Raw genomic sequence first — 19,189 nt, forward strand, 5'->3', positions numbered from 1 at the left:
GCAAATTATGTAAAGCATTGCGATAACTGTTTTGTCAAATACCACACTCCGGCGCACGGTGGCATCACCCGCAACGCAGGAGTTGGACATGTCCGCTGTCGCCGCTTTCGCCACCGCCCAGCCCACCCCGGCCGACGCTCCGGCCACACCGGGCATCGCCCTGACCACCCAGCTTGCCGGCCAGTCGGCCCTGCTGCCGGCAGGGGTACTGGCGCTGCTGGTGTCGCTGCACCGCGCGGTGGAACCCGAGCGCCAGCGCCGCCTGCAGGCCCGCCGTGAGCGCCAGGCCTTTTTCGACGGCGGCGGCCTGCCGGACTTCCGCACCGACACCGCCGCGATCCGCAGCGAAGACTGGCGCGTAGCGCCGATCCCGGAAGCGCTGCAGGACCGCCGCGTCGAGATCACCGGCCCGACCGACCCAAAGATGGTCATCAATGCGCTGAACTCCGGCGCCAAGGTGTTCATGGCCGACTTCGAGGACTCTACCGCCCCGGCCTGGCGCAACCTGCTGGCTGGCCAGCAGGCGCTGATCGGCGCGGTGCGCGGCGACCTCACCTACACCGCGCCCGGCGCGGACGGCAAGCCCGGCAAGCACTACACGCTGCGCCCGCTCGACGAACAGGCAGTGTTGATCGTGCGCCCGCGCGGCTGGCACCTGGATGAGAAGCACGTGCGCATCGATGGCCAGCCGCTGGCCGGCGGCCTGTTCGACGCGGCGGTGTTCGCCTTCCACAACGCGCGCACCCTGATGTGCCGCCAGCGCGGCCCGTACTTCTACCTGCCCAAGCTGCAGTCGATGGAAGAGGCCGCGCTGTGGGAAACCGCGCTGTCGCACATCGAAGGCATGCTCGGCCTGCCGCATGGCCAGATCAAGGTCACCGTGCTGATCGAGACGCTGCCGGCGGTGTTCGAGATGGACGAGATCCTGCATGCGCTGCGCGACCGCATCGTCGGGCTGAACTGCGGCCGCTGGGATTACATCTTTTCCTACATCAAGACCTTCCGTAAGCACGCCGACAAGGTGCTGCCCGAACGCGGCCAGGTGACCATGACCCAGCCGTTCCTGAAGGCCTATTCGGAACTGCTGATCCAGACCTGCCACCGCCGTGGCGCGCATGCGATGGGCGGCATGGCCGCGCAGATCCCGATCAACCACGATGCCGCGGCCAACGAACAGGCGATGGCACGGGTGCGTGCCGACAAGCTGCGCGAAGTCACCGCCGGCCACGACGGCACCTGGGTGGCGCACCCGGCGCTGATTCCGGTGGCGCAGGCCATCTTCGACGCACACATGCCCGGCCCCAACCAGCACGCGGTGCTGCGCCGCGATGTGCGGGTGGGCCGCGACGAGCTGATTGCCGCGCCCACCGGCACCATCACCCGCACCGGGTTCGAGGGCAACGTGGAGGTGTGTGTGCGCTACCTGGCCGCCTGGCTGGACGGCAACGGCTGCGTGCCGATCCACCACCTGATGGAAGACGCGGCCACTGCCGAGATCAGCCGCAGCCAGCTGTGGCAGTGGCTGCACATGCCCGGCCAGCATCTGGACGACGGCACTGCCATCGACCTGGCCCTGCTCGATGCCACCCTGGCCGCACTGCCGGCACGGTTGGGCGAGCGCAGCGCGCTGCCGGGCGGGGCCCGCATCGACGAGGCCATCGCGCTGCTCGGTGAGCTGAGCCGCCGCAACGAACTGACCGATTTCCTGACCCTGCCGGCCTACGACCGGATCGATTGACCTTTCCTGGAGAAACGACATGAGCAAGCTGCCGACCGCCGAACAGATCCAGCACGAATGGAACACCGACCCGCGCTGGGCCGGCATCCAGCGCAACTACAGCGCCGCCGATGTGGTGCGCCTGCGCGGCACCGTGCACGTGGAGCATTCGCTGGCCCGGCTGGGCGCGGAGAAGCTGTGGAAGTACCTGCATGAAAAGGACTTCGTCAACGCACTCGGCGCGCTCACCGGAAACCAGGCCATGCAGCAGGTCAAGGCCGGCCTCAATGCCATCTACCTGTCCGGCTGGCAGGTTGCCGCCGACGCCAACCTGGCCGGCCAGATGTATCCCGACCAGTCGCTGTACCCGGCCGATTCGGTGCCGGCCGTGGTCAAGCGCATCAACAACACCCTGCTGCGTGCCGACCAGCTGCACCACGCCGAAGGCAAGGACGACATCGACTTCCTGCAGCCGATCGTAGCCGATGCCGAAGCCGGCTTCGGCGGCGTGCTCAACGCCTTCGAGCTGATGAAGGCCATGATCGAAGCCGGCGCGGCCGGCGTGCATTTCGAAGACCAGCTGGCCTCGGTGAAGAAGTGCGGGCACATGGGCGGCAAGGTGCTGGTGCCCACCCGCGAGGCCGTCGAGAAGTTGAACGCCGCGCGCCTGGCCGCCGACGTGCTGGGCGTGCCCACCCTGCTGGTGGCCCGCACCGACGCAGAAGCCGCCGACCTGCTGACCAGCGACATCGACGCCAACGACCAGCCCTTCGCCACCGGCGAGCGCACCGTGGAAGGCTTCTACAAAACCCGCAACGGCCTGGACCAGGCCATCAGCCGCGGCCTGGCCTATGCACCCTACGCCGACCTGGTCTGGTGCGAGACCGGCAAGCCGGACCTGGAGTTCGCGCGCAAGTTTGCCGAAGCCATCCATGCGAAGTACCCGGGCAAATTGCTGGCCTACAACTGCTCGCCCAGCTTCAACTGGAAGAAGAACCTGGACGACGCCACGATTGCGAAGTTCCAGAAGGAAATCGCCAGCTACGGGTACAAGTTCCAGTTCATCACCCTGGCCGGCTTCCACGCCCTTAATTACTCCATGTTCAACCTGGCCCACGGCTATGCCCGCCGCCAGATGAGCGCCTTCGTGGAACTGCAGGAAGCCGAATTCGCCGCCGCCGACCGGGGCTTTACCGCGGTCAAGCACCAGCGCGAGGTCGGCACCGGCTACTTCGACGCGGTCACCCAGGCCATCCAGCAGGGCCAGTCTTCCACCACCGCCCTGACCGGTTCGACCGAAGAGGAGCAATTCCGGGCGGCCTGACGGCCGGAATCGGCGCCGCCGCCGCCGCAGCGCGGTGGCGGCGCCCGGGTAACCCAGGCCATTGGCCGGATTCCCGGGCACCCCTCCAACCGACCAGAGCCGCCCGGCAGGGGCGGCCGTTCTTTTATATGCCCCCGCCAGATGCTACGGTCCGCAAAGGGCACCATGCGGTACGGGATGGCCGGTCTCAGCCGGTTGCCGCGTTGGGGATGTTTGGGCCGGAGCGCCGGATAGATCCGGGCGCCGGGGCATGGAAATGGGATGAGGCGCACACTTTTAAGGGGTGCTATCCTCATTCGCTCACCGGGGAACGCTGGGAAGCGGGTGTACGGGAATGACCGGCAAGCTTGCGACGAATGTGTGCGAACGAGCGTCAGACATCGCGCAGACCGCGATGGCTGAGATCGTGCACGCCGTCCTGAGCGCAGGCGAATTTGCCCTGTTCGCCGAATTCGGCCAGCACCGCGCGTTGCGTGCCGGCGAGCACCTGTTCCTGCGCAACCAGGCCGGCAGCACCATGTATGTCATCGTCACCGGTGCCATCGAGCTGGATTTCGGCGAAGACCTGGTGGTCAAGACACTGGGCCAGCATGAATTCTTCGGCGAACTGGGCCTGCTGATCGGCGACCACCCACGCAGTGCAGACGCCCGCGCCACCACCGATTCGCTGGTGCTCGAACTGGACCACACCGATTTCCAGCGCCTGGTCGACCGTGACCCGGGCCTGGTGGCGTACTTCCTGCGCCGCACGATCATGCGCGTGGTGAGCAACGAGCAGGTGCTGATCCGCCAGCTGCGCCGCCGCAACCATGATCTCGAAACCGCGCTGGACAACCTCTACGTCACCACCCACCAGCTCACCCACACGCGCGAACTGGTGCGTACCGACGAGTTGACCGGCCTGCACAACCGCCGCGGCCTGGCGCTGTACCTGCAGGAATGCCGCAGCCACGAAGACGGTGCGCCGCAGGGCCTGCTGCTGATCGACTGCGACCACTTCAAGCAGGTCAACGACGAGCACGGCCACCAGGCCGGCGACCGCGTCCTGCAGAGCGTGGCCAACATCCTGCGCTCGGTGGCCACTGAGAACGACCGGGCCTGTCGGTTGGGCGGTGACGAATTCTGCCTGCTGCTGCGCGAAGCAGACTCCGACAGCCTGCAGCACGCGGCCGAATTCATCCTCAGCGCGGTCCACGGCCTGATGGGCCGGCCGGGCGGCCAGCCGCATGTCTGCCCGGTCAGCATCGGCGTGAGCCTGCTCGAACCGAACAGCGACTGGAGCGATTGGTACGCCCGCGCCGACAATGCGCTGTACCAGGCCAAGCGCTTGGGCGGCAACCGGTTGCACTGGTCGCGTGCCGCGACCGCCACGCCCTGACGGGGTATTCGAATGAACGGCGACAACGGAACGTCGACCCAGCTGCCGCTGCTGCGGGCGCTGCTGTTCACTGATCTGTGCGACTCGCTGGTGCTGGTCGAGCGCATCGGCGATGCCGCCGCGGCCGAGCTGTTCCAGCAGCACGACAGACTGGTGCTCGCGCTCCAGCAGCAATGGAACGGGCAGCAGATCGACCGCTCCGATGGCCTGTTCCTGCTGTTCGACCGCGCCATCGATGGGCTCGGCTTCGCCCTGGACTACCAACGGGAGCTGCACGAGCTGGGCAAGCGCCGCAATGTGCCGCTGCGCGCCCGCGCCGGTCTGCATGTGGGCGAGGTGCTGATCTGGGACAACAGCCGCGAAGCGATCCAGGCCGGTGCCAAGCCGGTGGAAGTGGAAGGCCTGGCCAAGCCGATGGCCGCGCGCCTGATGGGGTTGGCGCGTCCCGGCCAGATCCTGCTCTCGGCCGTGGCCGAATCGCTGACCCGCCGTGCCAGCAGCGAACTGGGCGAGCGTGCTGAAGCGCTTCAGTGGCGCGCGCACGGCCCGTGGCTGTTCAAAGGCATTCCCACCGCCCAGGAGGTGTTCGAGGTCGGCGAACCGGGCTTCGCGCCGCTGCGCATGCCCAAGGCGCATCCCAAGGCGCAGCGCAAACTGCCGATCTGGCGCCGGCCGGCCGCGCTGGCCGCCGAAGTTGCCCTGCTGGCGGTACTGGGTATCGGCGGCTGGATGCTGCTGCGCCCCGAGCCGGCCATCGCCTTTGCCGAGCGCGACTGGGTGGTGCTGGCCGACGTCGACAATACCAGTGGTGAGGCGTTGTTCGACGACAGCCTGCAGCGTGCCCTGCTGCTGGGTCTGGAACAGTCGCGCTACGTCAACGTGTTGTCGGACAGCATGGTCAAGCAATCGCGCGAACTGCTGCGGGTGCCCCCCGCGCGCGCGCTGGACCGCGACGTGGCCGGCGACGTCGCCTCGCGCGAGGGCGCGCGCATGGTGCTGGTGCCCAGCATTCATCGTGCCGCAGGTCAGTACGTGGTGGCCGTGGACCTGATGGACCCGGCCAGCCGCGCAGTCGTGGGTTCCTACCACGCCGACGCCCGCGCCCCTGACGACGTGTTGGCCGCCGTCGATGACGTGGTGCGGCGCCTGCGCGCAGGTCTGGGCGAAACCGTGGCCTCGCTGCAGCAGTCGATGCCACTGCCGCAGGCATCCACCGAAAACCTCCAGGCACTCAAGTCGTTCGCGCTTGCCGAACGGGCCGTGGGCGGGGCGCGCTTCGCCGAGGCAGCCAAGTTGTATGAGGCGGCACTGGATGCAGATCCGGACTTCGCCATGGCGCACATGGGCCTGGCCAGGCTGCTGGTGCGGATCGACCGCCGTGCCGACGCCCTGCCTCACCTGAAGCGGGCACTGGCCCTCAAGGATCGCCTGCCGCACCGCGAGCGCCTCTACCTCAAGGCCTGGAGCAGCGAGCTGCGCCCGGAGGGCTGGCCGCTGGAAGACTGGCGCGTGCTGGCCGAAGTCTATCCCGACTCGTTTGCAGGGCAGGCCAATACCGCCGGGTTCCTGTTGATGGACAACCGCTACGAAGAGGCGGAGCGCTACGCGCGCGCAGCGTCGGTACCGCAGGCGCCCCTGCGCGCATACGCCATCGGCTATACCGGCTGGGTCCAGCTCGCCACCAACCGGTATGACGAGGCGCTGCGCAGTTTCCAGCAGGCCGAGCAGCTGACAGACCGCAGCGCCAGCGACACCCGCGTGGACGTGCTGATCGCCCAGCGCCGTTACAAGGATGCACAAGCACTGCTGGCACAGTTGCCCAACGCGCGCGATGAGCTGCAGACCATCATGTACCAGCGCGTCCGCGTCCTGCTCGCCGCCGATCAGGACGACTGCACCGGCATGACCGAAGCGTTGGCCAGCCAGGAGCCGCCTGCCGAATCGGTCGACTTCCGTACGCATGTGCTGCTGATGCACGCGGTGGTGGACACCGCGTGCGAGCAGCGCAATCCCGCTGCACTGGCCGCTGTGTCAGGCCAGCTGCTGCCGCTGCTCAAGGACCGCAACGACCCGAACCTGTCCGACCGGGTGCTGCGCCTGTTGTCGCTGGTGTACCTGGCGCAGCGCCAAGGCGATAGCGTGCGTGCCGATACGCTGCTGCGTGACCACGCGGCGTTGATCGCCTCGATGAAGAGCCCGGTGGTGGGCAAGTGGCACGCCATCGTGCTCGCCATGCAGCAGCTCGGCCGCAACCAGCCGGCGCAGGCCGAGGCGCTGTTGCGGCCGATCCTGGACGGTACCGAACCGGTGCAGGCGCGGGTGGCACTGCGGGAGGTGCAGCGCAAGCTGGGCAATGCAGAGGCATTCCACCAGCAGAACGAATGGCTGTATGCCCACCGGGGTCGCGCGATTGCCGAACTGGCTTCCATGCAGCTGATGCAGCCGCTGAGCCTGCATGACATGCTGGCCGACGCCAGCCTGCGTTCCAACTAGGTTGGGCCGAGGCTGGCGGGGTCGTCACTCCAGCGAGTCGGCGGCCTTGCCCGCCTCGAAGCAGTGCGGCACCAGCATCGCCTGGTACGACGTGCTCAGGTACTTCTCCAGTTGGGCCTGCACCGCGCGCAGTTCTTCCACGCTGGCCAGCTGCTGGATATCGCAGCACAGTGGCTGGACCTCGGTGCTCAACCCCAACTCGGTCAGAGCCTGCTGCGCATCCTGCTGGAACAACTCACGGAAAGCGGGGTCGTCGATCAACCTGCTGACCAGCCGCGCGGCGATTTCAGGGGAAATCTTGTTCGTTTCCGGTTTGTCGTTGCTCATTGCGCTCGATCCAGTGGGTGAAGTGAGGGTTATCGGCCGGGCCGGGCGGGAATGTAGCGCCCGGCCCGGCCAACGCGCGGTGCGAAGCAGCACGCAGGTTACGTCGGCAACCGGCCACGCACCACGGAAGCCAAGGTGCCCCGGCTAGAATGTCCGGGTCCCTCCACGGTCGGCCCCGAATGAAACTGCGCCGTTGCACCATCGTGATGTTCGAGCCGCGCGAAGAGGTCAGCGTCGACTTCAACGCGATGCTTGCCGGGCGTACGGAGCTGTCCACCACGATTGCCTGGTTTGCGCTGGCCGCACACCTGGAACAGCCCGTGCCGGTGAGTGCCGCACAGCGGGAACTGCTGGGTTCGGTGGGTTCCAGTGAGTGGACCGACGCAGGCGACATCCGGGGTGCCCCGGGTGACTGGCGGGCGCTGCTCGAGGCCGGGCTGCTGATCGCCGATGACGAGCAACACGCCACGCATCGCCTCCGCGACGAAGGCATGCGCGACGGCCACTGGTGGCCGTTGGCGGCGCTGGTCCACCGGCATGCCCGCTGGAGCGGTGTGAACAGCGCCGCGCAGATGCGCGACAGCAACATGGTCACCGCCAGGGATCTGCGCCGGCAGCTGGGTGCGCCGCCGCCGGCGGTACAGATCCACCCGGGCACCTATCAGCCGCTCCCTGCCGTGGACGCCACCGACTACGACCGGATGCTGGAACGCCGCACCACCTGCCGCAACTTCGATGCAGCGCGCAGCATCGCGTGCGGACAGCTGGCGCAGCTGCTGCAGCGCACGGTGAAGGCGCAGGCGGTGGTGCAGGTGGAAGCCGATACCGCGTTTCTGAAGAAGAACGTGCCATCCGGCGGTGGGCTGCACCCTACCGAAACCTATCTGCTGGTGCAGCGCGTGGACGGACTGGCGCCGGGCCTCTACCACTATCATCCGGTACGGCATGCCCTCGTTGCACTGCCGCGCCAGTGCGGGCGTCCGTTGCACGAGGTGGCCCTGGCCATGCTGTCCGGCCAGGACTGGTTCGCCAACGCGGCCGCCCACCTTGTGCTGGTGCCGCGCTTTGCACGCACCAACTGGAAGTACCGCAACCACGCCAAGGCCTACCGCGCACTGTTGCTGGACGTGGGCCACATTTCGCAGGCCGTGTACATGGCGGCAACTGAGTGCGGCCTGGCCGCGTTTGTCACCGCGGCCATCAATGAGGTGGACACCGAAGCGGTATTTGCCTTGGATGGCGTTACCCAGAGTCCCATCGCCGTGGTGGGCATCGGTTGGCGCGGTGATACGCCGGATACCGCAGAGTTCGATCCCAATGGCGTGGTCTGGGCCCGGTCATGACGTGGCGTCGAAGTCGATCAGCACCGCGCCGTCGGCGACCTGGTCGCCGGCCTTGACCCGATAGCCCTGCACCGTGCCATCGGCCGGGGCCTGCAGGGTGTGCTCCATCTTCATCGCTTCCAGCACCAGCAGCGGGGTGCCGCGTACCACCTGCGTGCCCGGTGCCAGCAGCGTGGCCACGATGCGGCCCGGCATCGGCGCCACCAGGCTGCCGGCGTCCGCTACAGCGTGGTCGGCTTCGCTGACCGGATCATGCAGGGTGAAGCGCTGTACGCCTTCAGTGCCGAACAGGTACAGCTCGCTGCCATCGCGTACCACGCGGGCGCGGTGCAGGCGCTCTCCTACCTGCAACGCCAGCCGCTCGCCCTCCATCCGGCCCTGCGCCGATACCGTGCTGCCGCCCACCTCGATGGACCACGCCTCGCCATGGCCTTCAACGGCCAGCACCTGCTGGTGGCCACGATGCTCCAGCGTCAGCCGCCGCGCGGCACGCTGGCCCAGCCGCCAGCCATCGCGCGCCTGCCACGGTGAGTGCGGGTCACGCGCATCCACCGAAGCTGCTGCGTCGGTGGCCATCGCAGCTACGGCCGCCTGCGCCCACAGGGCAGGATCGGTATCGCCCTGGTGCGGCGCCAGCGCGGCCTGCTCGCGTTCGATCAACGCGGTATCCAGCTTCGCGTTGGCGAACGAATCGGTCATCACCAGCCGGCGCAGGAACGCCGCGTTGGTGGTCACGCCGACGACTTCGCACTCGGCCAGCGCCTGCTGCATGCGGCGCAGCGCCGCATCGCGGTCCACGTCCCATACGATCAGCTTGGCAATCATCGGGTCGTAGAACGGGGTGATCGCATCGCCCTGTTCCACACCCGCATCCACACGCACGTGCGCGCTGCCAGCCGGCAGCCGCAGGTGGTGCAGGGTGCCGGTGGAGGGCAGGAAGCCCTTGTCGGCATCTTCGGCGTACAGGCGCGCTTCCAGTGCATGGCCGTTGATCTGCAGCTGTTCCTGCTGCAGCGGCAGCGGTGCGCCGCTGGCCACGCGCAGCTGCCACTCCACCAGGTCGGTGCCGGTGATGCACTCGGTGACCGGGTGCTCCACCTGCAGGCGGGTGTTCATTTCCATGAAATAGAAATCGCCGTCGGGCCCGGCGATGAACTCCACCGTGCCCGCACCCACGTAGTTCACCGCACGCGCGGCATCCACCGCGGCCTTGCCCATGGCGGCGCGGCGTTCAGCGGTCATGCCTGGCGCGGGCGCTTCTTCCAGCACCTTCTGGTGGCGGCGCTGCACCGAGCAGTCGCGCTCGAACAGGTACACCACGTTGCCGTGGCTGTCGCCGAATACCTGGATTTCGATATGGCGCGGGCGCTCCACGTACTTTTCCACCAGCACGTGCGCATTGCCGAATGCGGACCGCGCCTCGCGCTGGCAGCTGGCCAGCGCCTCGGTGAAGGCCGCGCTGTCGTCCACCTTGCGCATGCCCTTGCCACCGCCGCCGGCGCTGGCCTTGATCAGCACCGGATAGCCGATGCCGTCGGCCTGTTCGCGCAGGAACGCCGGTTCCTGCGCATCGCCGTGGTAGCCCGGGGTCAGCGGCACCCCGGCCTGCGCCATCAGCGCCTTGGCCGCGCTCTTGTCGCCCATCGCGCGGATCGCCGCAGCGGAGGGGCCGATGAACACGATGCCCGCCTCGGCGCAGGCCTGGGCGAAGTCCGCGTTCTCGGACAGGAAGCCGTAACCGGGGTGGATGGCCTGTGCACCGGTGCGGCGTGCCGCGTCCAGGATCGCATCGGCGCGCAGGTAGCTTTCGCGCGCGGGCGCCGGGCCGATGCCCACGGCCTCGTCGGCCAGGCGCACATGGCGTGCGTCGCGGTCGGCGTCGGAGTACACCGCCACCGTGGCAATGCCCAGGCGCTGGCAGGTGGCGATGACGCGGCAGGCGATTTCGCCACGGTTGGCGATCAGGATCTTGGTGAACATGGAAGTCTCGTTGCGCATGCCAGGGGGCCGGATCACATCCGGAACACGCCGAAATCGGTCTTGCGGGCCGGGGCGTTGAGGCTGGCCGACAAGGCCAGGCCCAGCACGCGGCGGGTGTCGGCCGGGTCGATCACCCCGTCATCCCACAACCGCGCGCTGGCGTAGTAGGGGTGGCCCTGCTGCTCGAACTGGTCGCGGATCGGGCTCTTGAAGGTGTCTTCGTCCTGCGCCGACCACTGCCCGCCCTTGGCTTCAATGCCATCGCGCTTCACCGTGGCCAGCACGCTGGCCGCCTGCTCGCCACCCATCACGCCGATGCGCGCGTTCGGCCACATCCACAGGAAGTTGGGCGAATAGGCGCGGCCGCACATGCCGTAGTTGCCGGCGCCGAACGAACCGCCGATCACCACCGTGAACTTGGGCACCTTGGCGCAGGCCACCGCCATCACCAGCTTGGCCCCGTCCTTGGCGATGCCGCCGTGTTCGTACTTGCGGCCCACCATGAAGCCGGTGATGTTCTGCAGGAACACCAGCGGAATGCCGCGCTGGGTGCACAGCTCGATGAAGTGCGCGCCCTTGAGTGCCGATTCGGAGAACAGGATGCCGTTGTTGGCGATGATCCCCACCGGGTAGCCGTGCAGGTGCGCGAAGCCGGTCACCAGCGTGTTGCCGTAGCGCGGCTTGAATTCGTCGAAGCGCGAATCGTCCACGAGGCGCATGATGACTTCGCGCACGTCGTAGGGCTTGCGGGTGTCGGCCGGGATCACCCCGTACAGTTCCTGCGCGGCGTAGCGCGGTTCTACCGGAGCCTGCACCGCCAACGCCGGCTCGGGCTTGCGCCAGTTGAGCTGGGCAATGATCGCGCGCACCCGCGCCAGCGCCTGCAGATCGTTGTCTGCCATGTGGTCGGCCACGCCCGAAATGCGCGTGTGCACATCGGCACCGCCCAGTTCCTCGGCGGTGACCACTTCACCCGTAGCCGCCTTCACCAGCGGCGGGCCGCCCAGGAAGATGGTGCCCTGTTCGCGCACGATCACCGTTTCATCGCTCATCGCCGGCACGTACGCACCGCCGGCGGTGCACGAGCCCATGACGCAGGCGATCTGCGGAATGCCCTGCGCCGACAGGTTGGCCTGGTTGTAGAAGATCCGGCCGAAATGGTCGCGGTCCGGGAACACCTCGTCCTGCAGCGGCAGGAACGCGCCACCGGAATCCACCAGGTAGATGCACGGCAGCCGGTTCTGTTCGGCCATTTCCTGCGCGCGCAGGTGCTTCTTCACCGTCATCGGGTAATAGGTGCCGCCCTTGACCGTGGCATCGTTGGCCACGATCACGCATTCCACCCCGGAAACGCGGCCGATGCCGGCCACCACGCCCGCACTGGGAATCGGGTCGTCGTACATGCCGTGCGCGGCCAGCGGTGCGATCTCCAGGAACGCGCTGCCCGGGTCGAGCAGGGCATCGATGCGATCGCGCACCAGCAGCTTGCCGCGCGCGGTGTGTTTCTGCCGCGCAGCTTCGGTGCCGCCCAGCGCGGTCTGCGCCAGGGTGGCGCGCAGGTCGTCGACCACCGCCTGCAACGCAGTGCGGTTGGCCTCGAAGCTCTCGCTGCCCGGTTGCAGCTGGGTGCTCAGTACCGTCATGGCATCGTCCTTACTGGGTGCGCTGGAACAGTTCGCGGCCGATCAGCATGCGGCGGATTTCCGAGGTGCCCGCGCCGATTTCATACAGCTTGGCATCGCGCCACAGGCGCCCGGTCGGGTATTCGTTGATGTAGCCGTTGCCGCCCAGGATCTGGATCGCCTGGCCGGTCAGCCAGGTGGCCTTCTCGGCCGAATACAGGATCGCACCGGCCGCATCCTGGCGGGTGGTGCGGCCCAGGTCGCAGGCGCGCGCCACTGCATACACATACGCGCGGCAGGCGTTGAGGCCCACGTACATGTCGGCGAGCTTGGCCTGCATCAGCTGGAACGTGCCGATCGCCTGGCCGAACTGCTTGCGCTCATGCACGTACGGCATCACCACATCCATCGCGGCCGACATCAGGCCCAGCGGGCCACCGGACAGCACCACGCGCTCGAAATCCAGCCCGGACATCAGCACGTTCACGCCACCGCCGACTGCGCCCAGCACGTTCGCTTCGGGCACTTCGCACTCCTCGAACACCAGCTCGCAGGTGTTGGAGCCACGCATGCCCAGCTTGTCCAGCTTCTGCGCGGTGGAGAAGCCCTTCATGCCCTTTTCGACCAGGAAGGCGGTGATGCCCTTGGCGCCGGCTTCGACGTCGGTCTTGGCGTACACCACCAGCACGTCGGCATCCGGGCCGTTGGTGATCCACATCTTGTTGCCGTTGAGCACGTAATGGTCGCCGCGCTTGTCCGCGCGCAGCTTCATCGACACCACGTCCGAACCGGCACCCGGTTCGCTCATGGCCAGCGCACCCACCTTCTCGCCACTGCACAGGCCGGGCAGGAAGCGCTGCTTCTGCTCCTCGGTGCCGTTCTTGCGCAGCTGGTTCACGCACAGGTTCGAGTGCGCGCCGTAGGACAGGCCGATGCCGCCGGAGGCGCGCGAAATTTCTTCCATCGCCACCACATGGGCCAGGTAGCCCATGCCGCTGCCGCCGTATTCTTCTTCCACGGTCAGGCCGAGCAGGCCCTGTTCGCCGAGCTTGCGCCACAGCGGGTGTGGGAACAGGTTTTCCTCGTCGGCCCTGGCCGCCAGCGGCGCGATCTCGGCCGAGGCAAAATGGGCCACGCTCTGGCGGAGCATGTCGATCTCTTCGCCGAGGTCGAAGTTCATGGTGGGGACGTGCATGAGGCGGCTCCGCAACGGCTGGAAGGGATCGAAGGCTCCCAGCCTAGTCCTCCCGGAGGTAAAAGTGAACACAAATTCAAAAATTGAACATAGAATCAACAAATGGCCTATAAACGCTCAGCTTTGATGGAAGAACGCCTGGCCGGAGCCCGCGAGCGGATCCTGCTGGCCACCCGCCGCCTGGTGGCCGCCGGCGGCTACCGCAATGCCCCGGTGACTGCAGTGGCGGCCGAAGCGGGCGTGTCCACCGGGCTGATCTACCGGCACTTCCCGTCCAAGGCTGAGCTGTTCGTGGAGGTGCTGACCGACGCGGTCGAACACGAGTTGCGCATCTTCGAGGCCATTGCCGCCGAACCGCTGCCCGCACCCGAGCGTCTGCGCCGGGCGATCACCGCATTCGTACGCCGCGCACTGGCTGGCCCGGGGCTGGCCTATGCCTTCATCGCCGAACCGGTGGACCCAGAGGTGGAAGCCGAGCGCATCCGCTGCCGCCGCCTGTTCGGTGACGTGTTCCGCCGCATCGTGGCCGATGGCATTGAAGCCGGCAGTTTCCCTGCGCAGGACACCGATGTGGCCGCCGCCTGCATCGTCGGCGCGTTCACCGAAGCACTGGTCGGGCCGACCGCGCCCAGCCGCGATGCACATGGCGACCAGACCGCACTGGTCGAATCCATCTGCGTTTTCTGCCTGCGTGCTGCAGGGGCCCCCCAAGTCTGATGCTGCATTGCGGTAGTGGGAGGCGGCTTGCAGAGCGCCGCACACGCTGGTCATACTCGGCCGACAAGCCGTGGTCCAACGACTACCAGCCAGGGGTAACAGAGAGTGCGGAATTACGACCTCGAGTTCCTGAAACGCTTTTCCATGGTCATTGCCTTGTTGATGGCCATCACGCTCGGATTGATCCTGTTCGCTGCGTACCTGCACACCCGCATTCCTCCTGAGGTCTCGCCCCAGGCCGCCAAGCGCACCGAACTGCGCATTGCCCCGGCCGGTGCCGTGTATGCCGGCGCCACCGGTGCTGCCGACCAGGCTGCGGCCAAGGCCGCAGCGATGGCCAAGGCCGCCTCGCAGGTGGCCTACGGTGGCACCACCGATGGCAAGGTGATCTTCGACAACCTGTGCACCGCCTGCCACACCACCGGCGTCGGCCAGGCGCCGACCCTGGACCACGCCCATTGGGATGCACGCCTGGCCCAGGGCAAGGACACCCTCTACAAGCACGCCATTGAGGGCTACACCGGCCCGGATGGCGGGATCATGCCGCCCAAAGGCGGCAACCCCGCCCTGAGCGAAGAGCAGATCCACGCCACCGTGGATTGGATGCTGGCGAACCTGAAATAACCGGCGGGGGGCGCCGCGCCCCCATGCGTGTCCCACGTGGACCCAACCCGGCGCGGCTTTGCCAAACCCGCCCAAATCCCCACCGGCGACCGCTTCCCGCCACAATTCCGCATTACCCTGTGCACCCGTTTCCGGAATTGCCGTCGATGCGCCGTCGCACCCTCGCTCTTGCCCTGTCGCTGCTGCTGCTGCTGCCCGCCACCGCCTTCGCCCAGGCCCAGCCGCAGGCACGGCCGACCGCATCGACCCCGGCGACGTCCGCCCCCGTCACCCTCACCGCCGCGCCCGCCGACTGGCGCGCGCTCGATGGCCAGCACGTGCGCATTGCCGCCCCGCTGACCCTGGCTGGCACCGACGGCCTGACCCGTTTCGGCGAGCTCACCGTCGCCTTCGATGGCCGCCTCTGGCAGCCCAGCGAAGTGGCCGCCCCCGGCACCGACGCCCACGCCAGGGTGATCGCCGACAACCAGCGCCGCCGCCTGCTGCTCGATGACGGCAGCAGCGCGCGCGACCCCGGCCCGGTCGCCTACCTGCCGGCCGGCGCCACCCTGCGCACCGGCACCGTGCTGCGCAACGTCGAAGGCATCGTCCACGTGGACGCAAAGGGCACCCCGCGCCTGCAGGTCACCACCCCGTTGAAGCTGCCGGCGCTGAACCGACCGGCCGCCCCGGTGGTGCCCGGCGCGCTCAAGGTGGCTGCCTTCAACCTGGAAAACTTCTTCAACGGCGACGGCCAGGGCGGCGGTTACCCGACCCTGCGCGGCGCCCGCACCCTGGCCGAACACCAGGCCCAGACCGCCAAGCTGGTGGCCACCGTCAACGCGCTCGGCGCCGACGTGGCCGCGCTGATGGAACTGGAAAACGACGGCTACGGCCCGCAGTCGGCGATCGCCGAACTGGTCACCGCGCTCAATGCCAACCTTGGCAAGGGCGCGGACTGGCGCTTCATCGACGCTGGCAAGGGCCCGGGCGAGAACCCGATCCGCGTGGGCATCATCTACCGCAGCGCGCGGGTGGCCCCGGTCGGCGCCCCCGCCGTGCTGGACACCGCCCCGTTCGGCCCGCACAGCCGGGTACCGCTGGCCCAGGCGTTCCGCGCCGGCAAGGGCGCGCCGTTCGTGGTGGTGGCCAACCACTTCAAGTCCAAGGGCTGCTCGGAAGCGGCCGGCGCCGATGCCGACCAGAACGACGGCCAGGCTTGCTGGAACGCCACCCGCGTCGAATCGGCGCGGCTGCTCAACCAGTGGCTGGGGACCGACCCGACCGGCGCCGGCACCACCGACGCGATCCTGCTGGGCGACTTCAACGCCTATGCGATGGAAGCCCCGATCCGCACCCTGCACGACGCCGGCTGGCGCGACGCCTTCGCCGTGGCCAAGGTTGAGCGCCCCTACAGCTATGTCTACAACGGCATGACCGGCCGCCTCGACCACGCCCTGCTCAGCCCGGGCATGGCCAAGCGCCTGCGCGGCGCGGCCGAATGGCATATCAACGCCGACGAAGCCGACGACATCGGCTATCGCGACCGCAACGAAGCCGGCCCGTGGCGCAGTTCCGACCACGACCCGTTGATCCTGGGTTTCGACAAGTAACGCCCCGACATCGCGCCGGTAGGTGCCGACCGTTGGTCGGCACTGCGCGTGGTCTCAGCCCCAGGCGATAAATCCGATCGCCACCACCGCCAACACCAGCCCCGCGCGGTTCCACCGCGTGGTCGGCTCGCCAAACGCAAACACCCCCACCAGCGCTCCCAACACCACCACCCCGATATTCATCCCGGCAAACACCGTGGCCGGGCTGTCCGGCATGGCCTGGTGGGCATGCACGTAAAACAGGATGTTGCCGCCGTTGAGCAGCCCCAGCAGCGCCCCCGCACCCGCGTTACGCGCGCGCAACCGGCTGCGCCCACTGAAGTGCCGCCACAGCTGCATCCCCAGCATCAACACAAAGGCGATGCTGAAACAGACCAGCAGCGCCGCCATCGACGGCGTCCCCGACAGCGCAACCTGCTTGAGCAGCACATCCACCAGGGCAAACCCCACCCACACCGCCAGCAGCCAGCGCCAGCTGCCCGCCTCATTGGCCACCGTTGGCCCACGCGGGCGCAGGCTGATGCCCAGCATCGCCACCAGCCCCAGCCCGAGGCCAAGCAGCTTGAGCGGGGTGGCGCTCTGCCCAAAGAACAGAAACGCAGCCAACAACGACAGCAACAGCGACAACCGCTGCGCCACATCCGTGCGCACGATCCCGGCCACCGCCACCGTGCGGCCCAGCACCAGGAAGAGCGAAGGCAGCACCACCGCCAGCACCAGCAGCGCCGGCCACGGCGCATGGCTTGATTGCAGCGCCTCCAGCGGCGGCCGCAGCACCACTGCCGTAAGCCCGGCGGCCACCAGGTAATTCCAGGTCACCATCTGGGCGACATCCAGCTGCCGGCGCGCGGCCAGCTTCAGCAGCACCGACACCAACACGCTGCAGACCACGCTGAAAAGCAGATAGAACATGGGGTTCCAGGCAGGCGCGGCAGTGCAGCCCGCAGGGGAGCGGTATTATGACGCCATGCACAATCCCCCTTTTCCCAATGAAAGCACCACTCTGCAGCTGGCCGGCCCGGTCGGCGCGCTGGACGTGGCGGTCGACCTGCCCAAGGCCGATGTGCCCGCGCAGCCGGTGGTGGCGGTCATCTGCCACCCGCTGTCCACGGAGGGCGGCAGCCTGCACAACAAGGTGGTGACCATGGTCGGCACCACCCTGCGCGAGCTGGGCATTGCCACCGTGCGCTTCAACTTCCGCAGTGTGGGCACTTCGGCCGGCGAGTTCGACCACGGCGTGGGCGAACAGGACGACCTCAAGGCGGTGGTGGCCTGGGTCCGCGAACAGCGCCCCGACGCCACCCTGTGGCTGGCCGGCTTCAGCTTCGGCGCCTTCGTCTCCCTGCGCGCGGCCGCCGAACTGCAGCCGCAGGTACTGGTCTCGATTGCCCCGCCCGCCGGGCGCTGGGACTTCGACGGCGTGCAGCCGCCGGCCAACTGGCTGGTCATCCAGGGCGAGGCTGACGAAATTGTCGATCCGCAGGCCGTCTACAACTGGCTGGACAGCCTGGGTGCCCCGCACGAGCTGGTGCGCATGCCCGAAACCAGCCACTTCTTCCACCGCAAGCTGATCGATCTGCGCGGCGCGGTGCTCCACGGCGTCAAGGGCTGGCTGCCGAACCCGGAAAGCGCCACCGCATGAGTGATACCGCACTGACCCCGTCGCAGCGCTACGCCGAAGGCGTGGCCCGGGGCGAATGGCAGAACGACCCGGCCCAGCACGCCGCCCTGGCCGAGCTGGACCGCATCCACCTGGCCCTGGTCGACAGCGCCCAGGACGGCTGGCTGGACCGCCTCTCGGCCTTCTGGAAGAAGCCGGACCCGGTCAAGGGCCTGTACTTCTGGGGCGGGGTAGGGCGCGGCAAGACCTTCCTGGTGGACCTGTTCTACGACGGGCTGCCGATCGAACAGAAGTACCGCACCCACTTCCACCGCTTCATGCGCGGCATCCACGAGCGCCTGCGCGAACACCAGGGCCAGAGCGACCCACTGGCCCGCATCGCCCAGGAATGGCGCGCCAAGCTGCGCGTACTGGTGCTGGACGAGTTCTTCGTCACCGACATCGGCGATGCCATGCTGCTGGCGCGCCTGCTCGAGCGCCTGTTCGCCGAAGGGGTCACCCTGGTCACCACCTCCAACACGGCGGTGGAGAACCTGTACTTGAATGGGCTGCAGCGCGACAGCTTCCTGCCTGCCATCAGCCTGCTGCAGACCTACTGCGTGGAGCTGTACGCCGAGGGCACTGAAGACTACCGGATGCGCGCGCTGACCCACTCGCCGGTCTACCAGGCCCCGCGCGACGAGCACAGCGACGCCTGGCTGGCCAGCCGCTGGGCCGCGCTGAGCGGCGGCCAGCCGCCCAAGCCGGGCAACATCGAGATCGAAGCACGCAAGATCCCGGTGCGCGCCCGTGGCAAGAGCATCGTCTGGTTCGACTTCAAGGCCCTGTGCGAAGGCCCCCGCGGCCCCTCGGACTACATCGAGATCGCCCGCGAGTTCAACACGGTGCTGTTGGGCGACATCCCACATTTCGACCGGATGAATGAAGACGCCGCGCGCCGATTCGTGAACCTGATCGACGAGCTGTACGACCGCCACGTCAACCTGGTCTGCACCGCCACCGACGCGCCGGTAGCCCTTTATACCGGCACCCGCCTGCAGGGTGCCTTCGAGCGGACCGCCTCGCGCCTCATAGAAATGCAAAGCGCCGAATACCTCGGCACGCCCCACCGGGCGTGATCGAGGAAACCGGCTGTCACCCGGTCGCAGGGACACGCCAGGCGTGTCCACGTGGTGCCAGACCGCCCGCAATTGTTACGTCCGCGTGACGCCCATCGTTCCGTTTTTCGAACGCTTGAATCGCACGAAAAGTCGCCC

15 protein-coding genes are annotated in these 19,189 nt (G+C 67.9%); 10 read left to right on the top strand and 5 right to left on the bottom strand.

All coding sequences use genetic code 11. The features are described 5' to 3' along the window. Nucleotides 1–88: 88 nt before the first annotated feature. From aceB to ACTJI4_RS13545, 4 genes are all read left to right on the top strand, one after another. Entirely contained in the window at nt 89–1,738 is a 1,650-nt protein-coding gene (gene aceB / locus ACTJI4_RS13530) for a malate synthase A (RefSeq protein WP_392923538.1), read from the top strand. 19 nt (nt 1,739–1,757) lie between these two features. Beyond that, on the top strand, nt 1,758–3,041 hold the full coding sequence (aceA, locus tag ACTJI4_RS13535) for an isocitrate lyase (protein ID WP_392923541.1): 1,284 nt from the start codon (nt 1,758–1,760) through the stop codon (nt 3,039–3,041). A 334-nt stretch (nt 3,042–3,375) separates the two neighbouring features. Next, on the top strand, nt 3,376–4,419 hold the full coding sequence (locus ACTJI4_RS13540; RefSeq protein ID WP_392923545.1) for a GGDEF domain-containing protein: 1,044 nt from the start codon (nt 3,376–3,378) through the stop codon (nt 4,417–4,419). 12 nt (nt 4,420–4,431) lie between these two features. Further along, nucleotides 4,432–6,912: a putative peptide modification system cyclase gene (locus ACTJI4_RS13545; protein WP_440869618.1), complete on the top strand. Its 2,481-nt coding sequence runs from the start codon at nt 4,432–4,434 to the stop codon at nt 6,910–6,912. A gap of 24 nt (nt 6,913–6,936) precedes the next feature. Here the strand turns inward: ACTJI4_RS13545 and ACTJI4_RS13550 are convergent, their stop codons facing one another. Further along, nucleotides 6,937–7,239, bottom strand: coding sequence for an NHLP-related RiPP peptide (locus tag ACTJI4_RS13550; protein ID WP_392923550.1), 303 nt, complete (start codon nt 7,237–7,239; stop codon nt 6,937–6,939). A gap of 179 nt (nt 7,240–7,418) precedes the next feature. On the opposite strand from ACTJI4_RS13550, the gene ACTJI4_RS13555 reads away from it, so the two are divergent. Then, entirely contained in the window at nt 7,419–8,582 is a 1,164-nt protein-coding gene (locus ACTJI4_RS13555; protein ID WP_440869619.1) for a putative peptide maturation dehydrogenase, read from the top strand. Here the strand turns inward: ACTJI4_RS13555 and ACTJI4_RS13560 are convergent. The 3 genes from ACTJI4_RS13560 to ACTJI4_RS13570 are packed head-to-tail and all read right to left on the bottom strand — an operon-like array spanning nt 8,577 to nt 13,379. After that, a complete protein-coding gene (locus ACTJI4_RS13560) occupies nt 8,577–10,562 on the bottom strand; it encodes an acetyl-CoA carboxylase biotin carboxylase subunit (RefSeq protein ID WP_440869620.1) in 1,986 nt (661 codons plus the stop codon). The two genes, ACTJI4_RS13555 and ACTJI4_RS13560, sit on opposite strands and share 6 nt — an antisense overlap. 32 nt (nt 10,563–10,594) lie before the next feature. Then, complete coding sequence (locus ACTJI4_RS13565; RefSeq protein ID WP_440869621.1) at nt 10,595–12,205, bottom strand: carboxyl transferase domain-containing protein; 1,611 nt, start codon at nt 12,203–12,205, stop codon at nt 10,595–10,597. A 10-nt stretch (nt 12,206–12,215) separates the two neighbouring features. Continuing rightward, nucleotides 12,216–13,379, bottom strand: coding sequence for an isovaleryl-CoA dehydrogenase (locus tag ACTJI4_RS13570; RefSeq protein WP_440869622.1), 1,164 nt, complete (start codon nt 13,377–13,379; stop codon nt 12,216–12,218). Nucleotides 13,380–13,481: 102 nt separating this feature from the next. Here ACTJI4_RS13570 and ACTJI4_RS13575 point away from each other — a divergent pair, with 102 nt between their 5' ends. From ACTJI4_RS13575 to ACTJI4_RS13585, 3 genes are all read left to right on the top strand, one after another. Beyond that, nucleotides 13,482–14,096, top strand: a complete 615-nt coding sequence (locus tag ACTJI4_RS13575) for a TetR/AcrR family transcriptional regulator (RefSeq protein WP_392923564.1) — start codon at nt 13,482–13,484, stop codon at nt 14,094–14,096. 105 nt (nt 14,097–14,201) lie between these two features. Then, on the top strand, nt 14,202–14,720 hold the full coding sequence (locus ACTJI4_RS13580) for a c-type cytochrome (protein ID WP_392923567.1): 519 nt from the start codon (nt 14,202–14,204) through the stop codon (nt 14,718–14,720). Nucleotides 14,721–14,866: 146 nt separating this feature from the next. After that, nucleotides 14,867–16,312 (top strand): ExeM/NucH family extracellular endonuclease, encoded by a 1,446-nt coding sequence (locus ACTJI4_RS13585; protein ID WP_440869623.1) that lies wholly within the window; start codon nt 14,867–14,869, stop codon nt 16,310–16,312. A gap of 54 nt (nt 16,313–16,366) precedes the next feature. Here the strand turns inward: ACTJI4_RS13585 and ACTJI4_RS13590 are convergent, their stop codons facing one another. Further along, nucleotides 16,367–17,224: an EamA/RhaT family transporter gene (locus tag ACTJI4_RS13590; RefSeq protein ID WP_440869624.1), complete on the bottom strand. Its 858-nt coding sequence runs from the start codon at nt 17,222–17,224 to the stop codon at nt 16,367–16,369. A gap of 55 nt (nt 17,225–17,279) precedes the next feature. Here ACTJI4_RS13590 and ACTJI4_RS13595 point away from each other — a divergent pair, with 55 nt between their 5' ends. Then, the gene (locus ACTJI4_RS13595) at nt 17,280–17,954 is read left to right on the top strand and encodes an alpha/beta hydrolase (protein ID WP_440869625.1); all 675 of its coding nucleotides are present in this window, start codon (nt 17,280–17,282) and stop codon (nt 17,952–17,954) included. Then, nucleotides 17,951–19,051 carry a cell division protein ZapE gene (gene zapE, locus ACTJI4_RS13600; RefSeq protein WP_184126211.1) on the top strand — a complete coding sequence of 367 codons (1,101 nt, stop codon included), beginning with the start codon at nt 17,951–17,953 and terminating at the stop codon, nt 19,049–19,051. The genes ACTJI4_RS13595 and zapE overlap by 4 nt, the downstream gene beginning before the upstream one ends. The last annotated feature ends 138 nt before the right edge of the window (nt 19,052–19,189 follow it).

This window comes from Stenotrophomonas sp. 22385 (assembly GCF_052045085.1).
In the GTDB taxonomy this organism is placed as follows: domain Bacteria; phylum Pseudomonadota; class Gammaproteobacteria; order Xanthomonadales; family Xanthomonadaceae; genus Stenotrophomonas.

Coding starts and splice junctions, on each gene's coding strand:
- zapE (WP_184126211.1), top strand. CDS start 17,951: ATGAGTGATACCGCACTGACCCCGTCGCAGCGCTACGCCGAAGGCGTG.
- aceB (WP_392923538.1), top strand. CDS start 89: ATGTCCGCTGTCGCCGCTTTCGCCACCGCCCAGCCCACCCCGGCCGAC.
- ACTJI4_RS13560 (WP_440869620.1), bottom strand. CDS start 10,562: ATGTTCACCAAGATCCTGATCGCCAACCGTGGCGAAATCGCCTGCCGC.
- ACTJI4_RS13595 (WP_440869625.1), top strand. CDS start 17,280: ATGCACAATCCCCCTTTTCCCAATGAAAGCACCACTCTGCAGCTGGCC.
- ACTJI4_RS13585 (WP_440869623.1), top strand. CDS start 14,867: ATGCGCCGTCGCACCCTCGCTCTTGCCCTGTCGCTGCTGCTGCTGCTG.
- ACTJI4_RS13565 (WP_440869621.1), bottom strand. CDS start 12,205: ATGACGGTACTGAGCACCCAGCTGCAACCGGGCAGCGAGAGCTTCGAG.
- ACTJI4_RS13590 (WP_440869624.1), bottom strand. CDS start 17,224: ATGTTCTATCTGCTTTTCAGCGTGGTCTGCAGCGTGTTGGTGTCGGTG.
- ACTJI4_RS13550 (WP_392923550.1), bottom strand. CDS start 7,239: ATGAGCAACGACAAACCGGAAACGAACAAGATTTCCCCTGAAATCGCC.
- ACTJI4_RS13545 (WP_440869618.1), top strand. CDS start 4,432: ATGAACGGCGACAACGGAACGTCGACCCAGCTGCCGCTGCTGCGGGCG.
- ACTJI4_RS13570 (WP_440869622.1), bottom strand. CDS start 13,379: ATGCACGTCCCCACCATGAACTTCGACCTCGGCGAAGAGATCGACATG.
- ACTJI4_RS13540 (WP_392923545.1), top strand. CDS start 3,376: ATGACCGGCAAGCTTGCGACGAATGTGTGCGAACGAGCGTCAGACATC.
- aceA (WP_392923541.1), top strand. CDS start 1,758: ATGAGCAAGCTGCCGACCGCCGAACAGATCCAGCACGAATGGAACACC.
- ACTJI4_RS13555 (WP_440869619.1), top strand. CDS start 7,419: ATGAAACTGCGCCGTTGCACCATCGTGATGTTCGAGCCGCGCGAAGAG.
- ACTJI4_RS13575 (WP_392923564.1), top strand. CDS start 13,482: ATGGCCTATAAACGCTCAGCTTTGATGGAAGAACGCCTGGCCGGAGCC.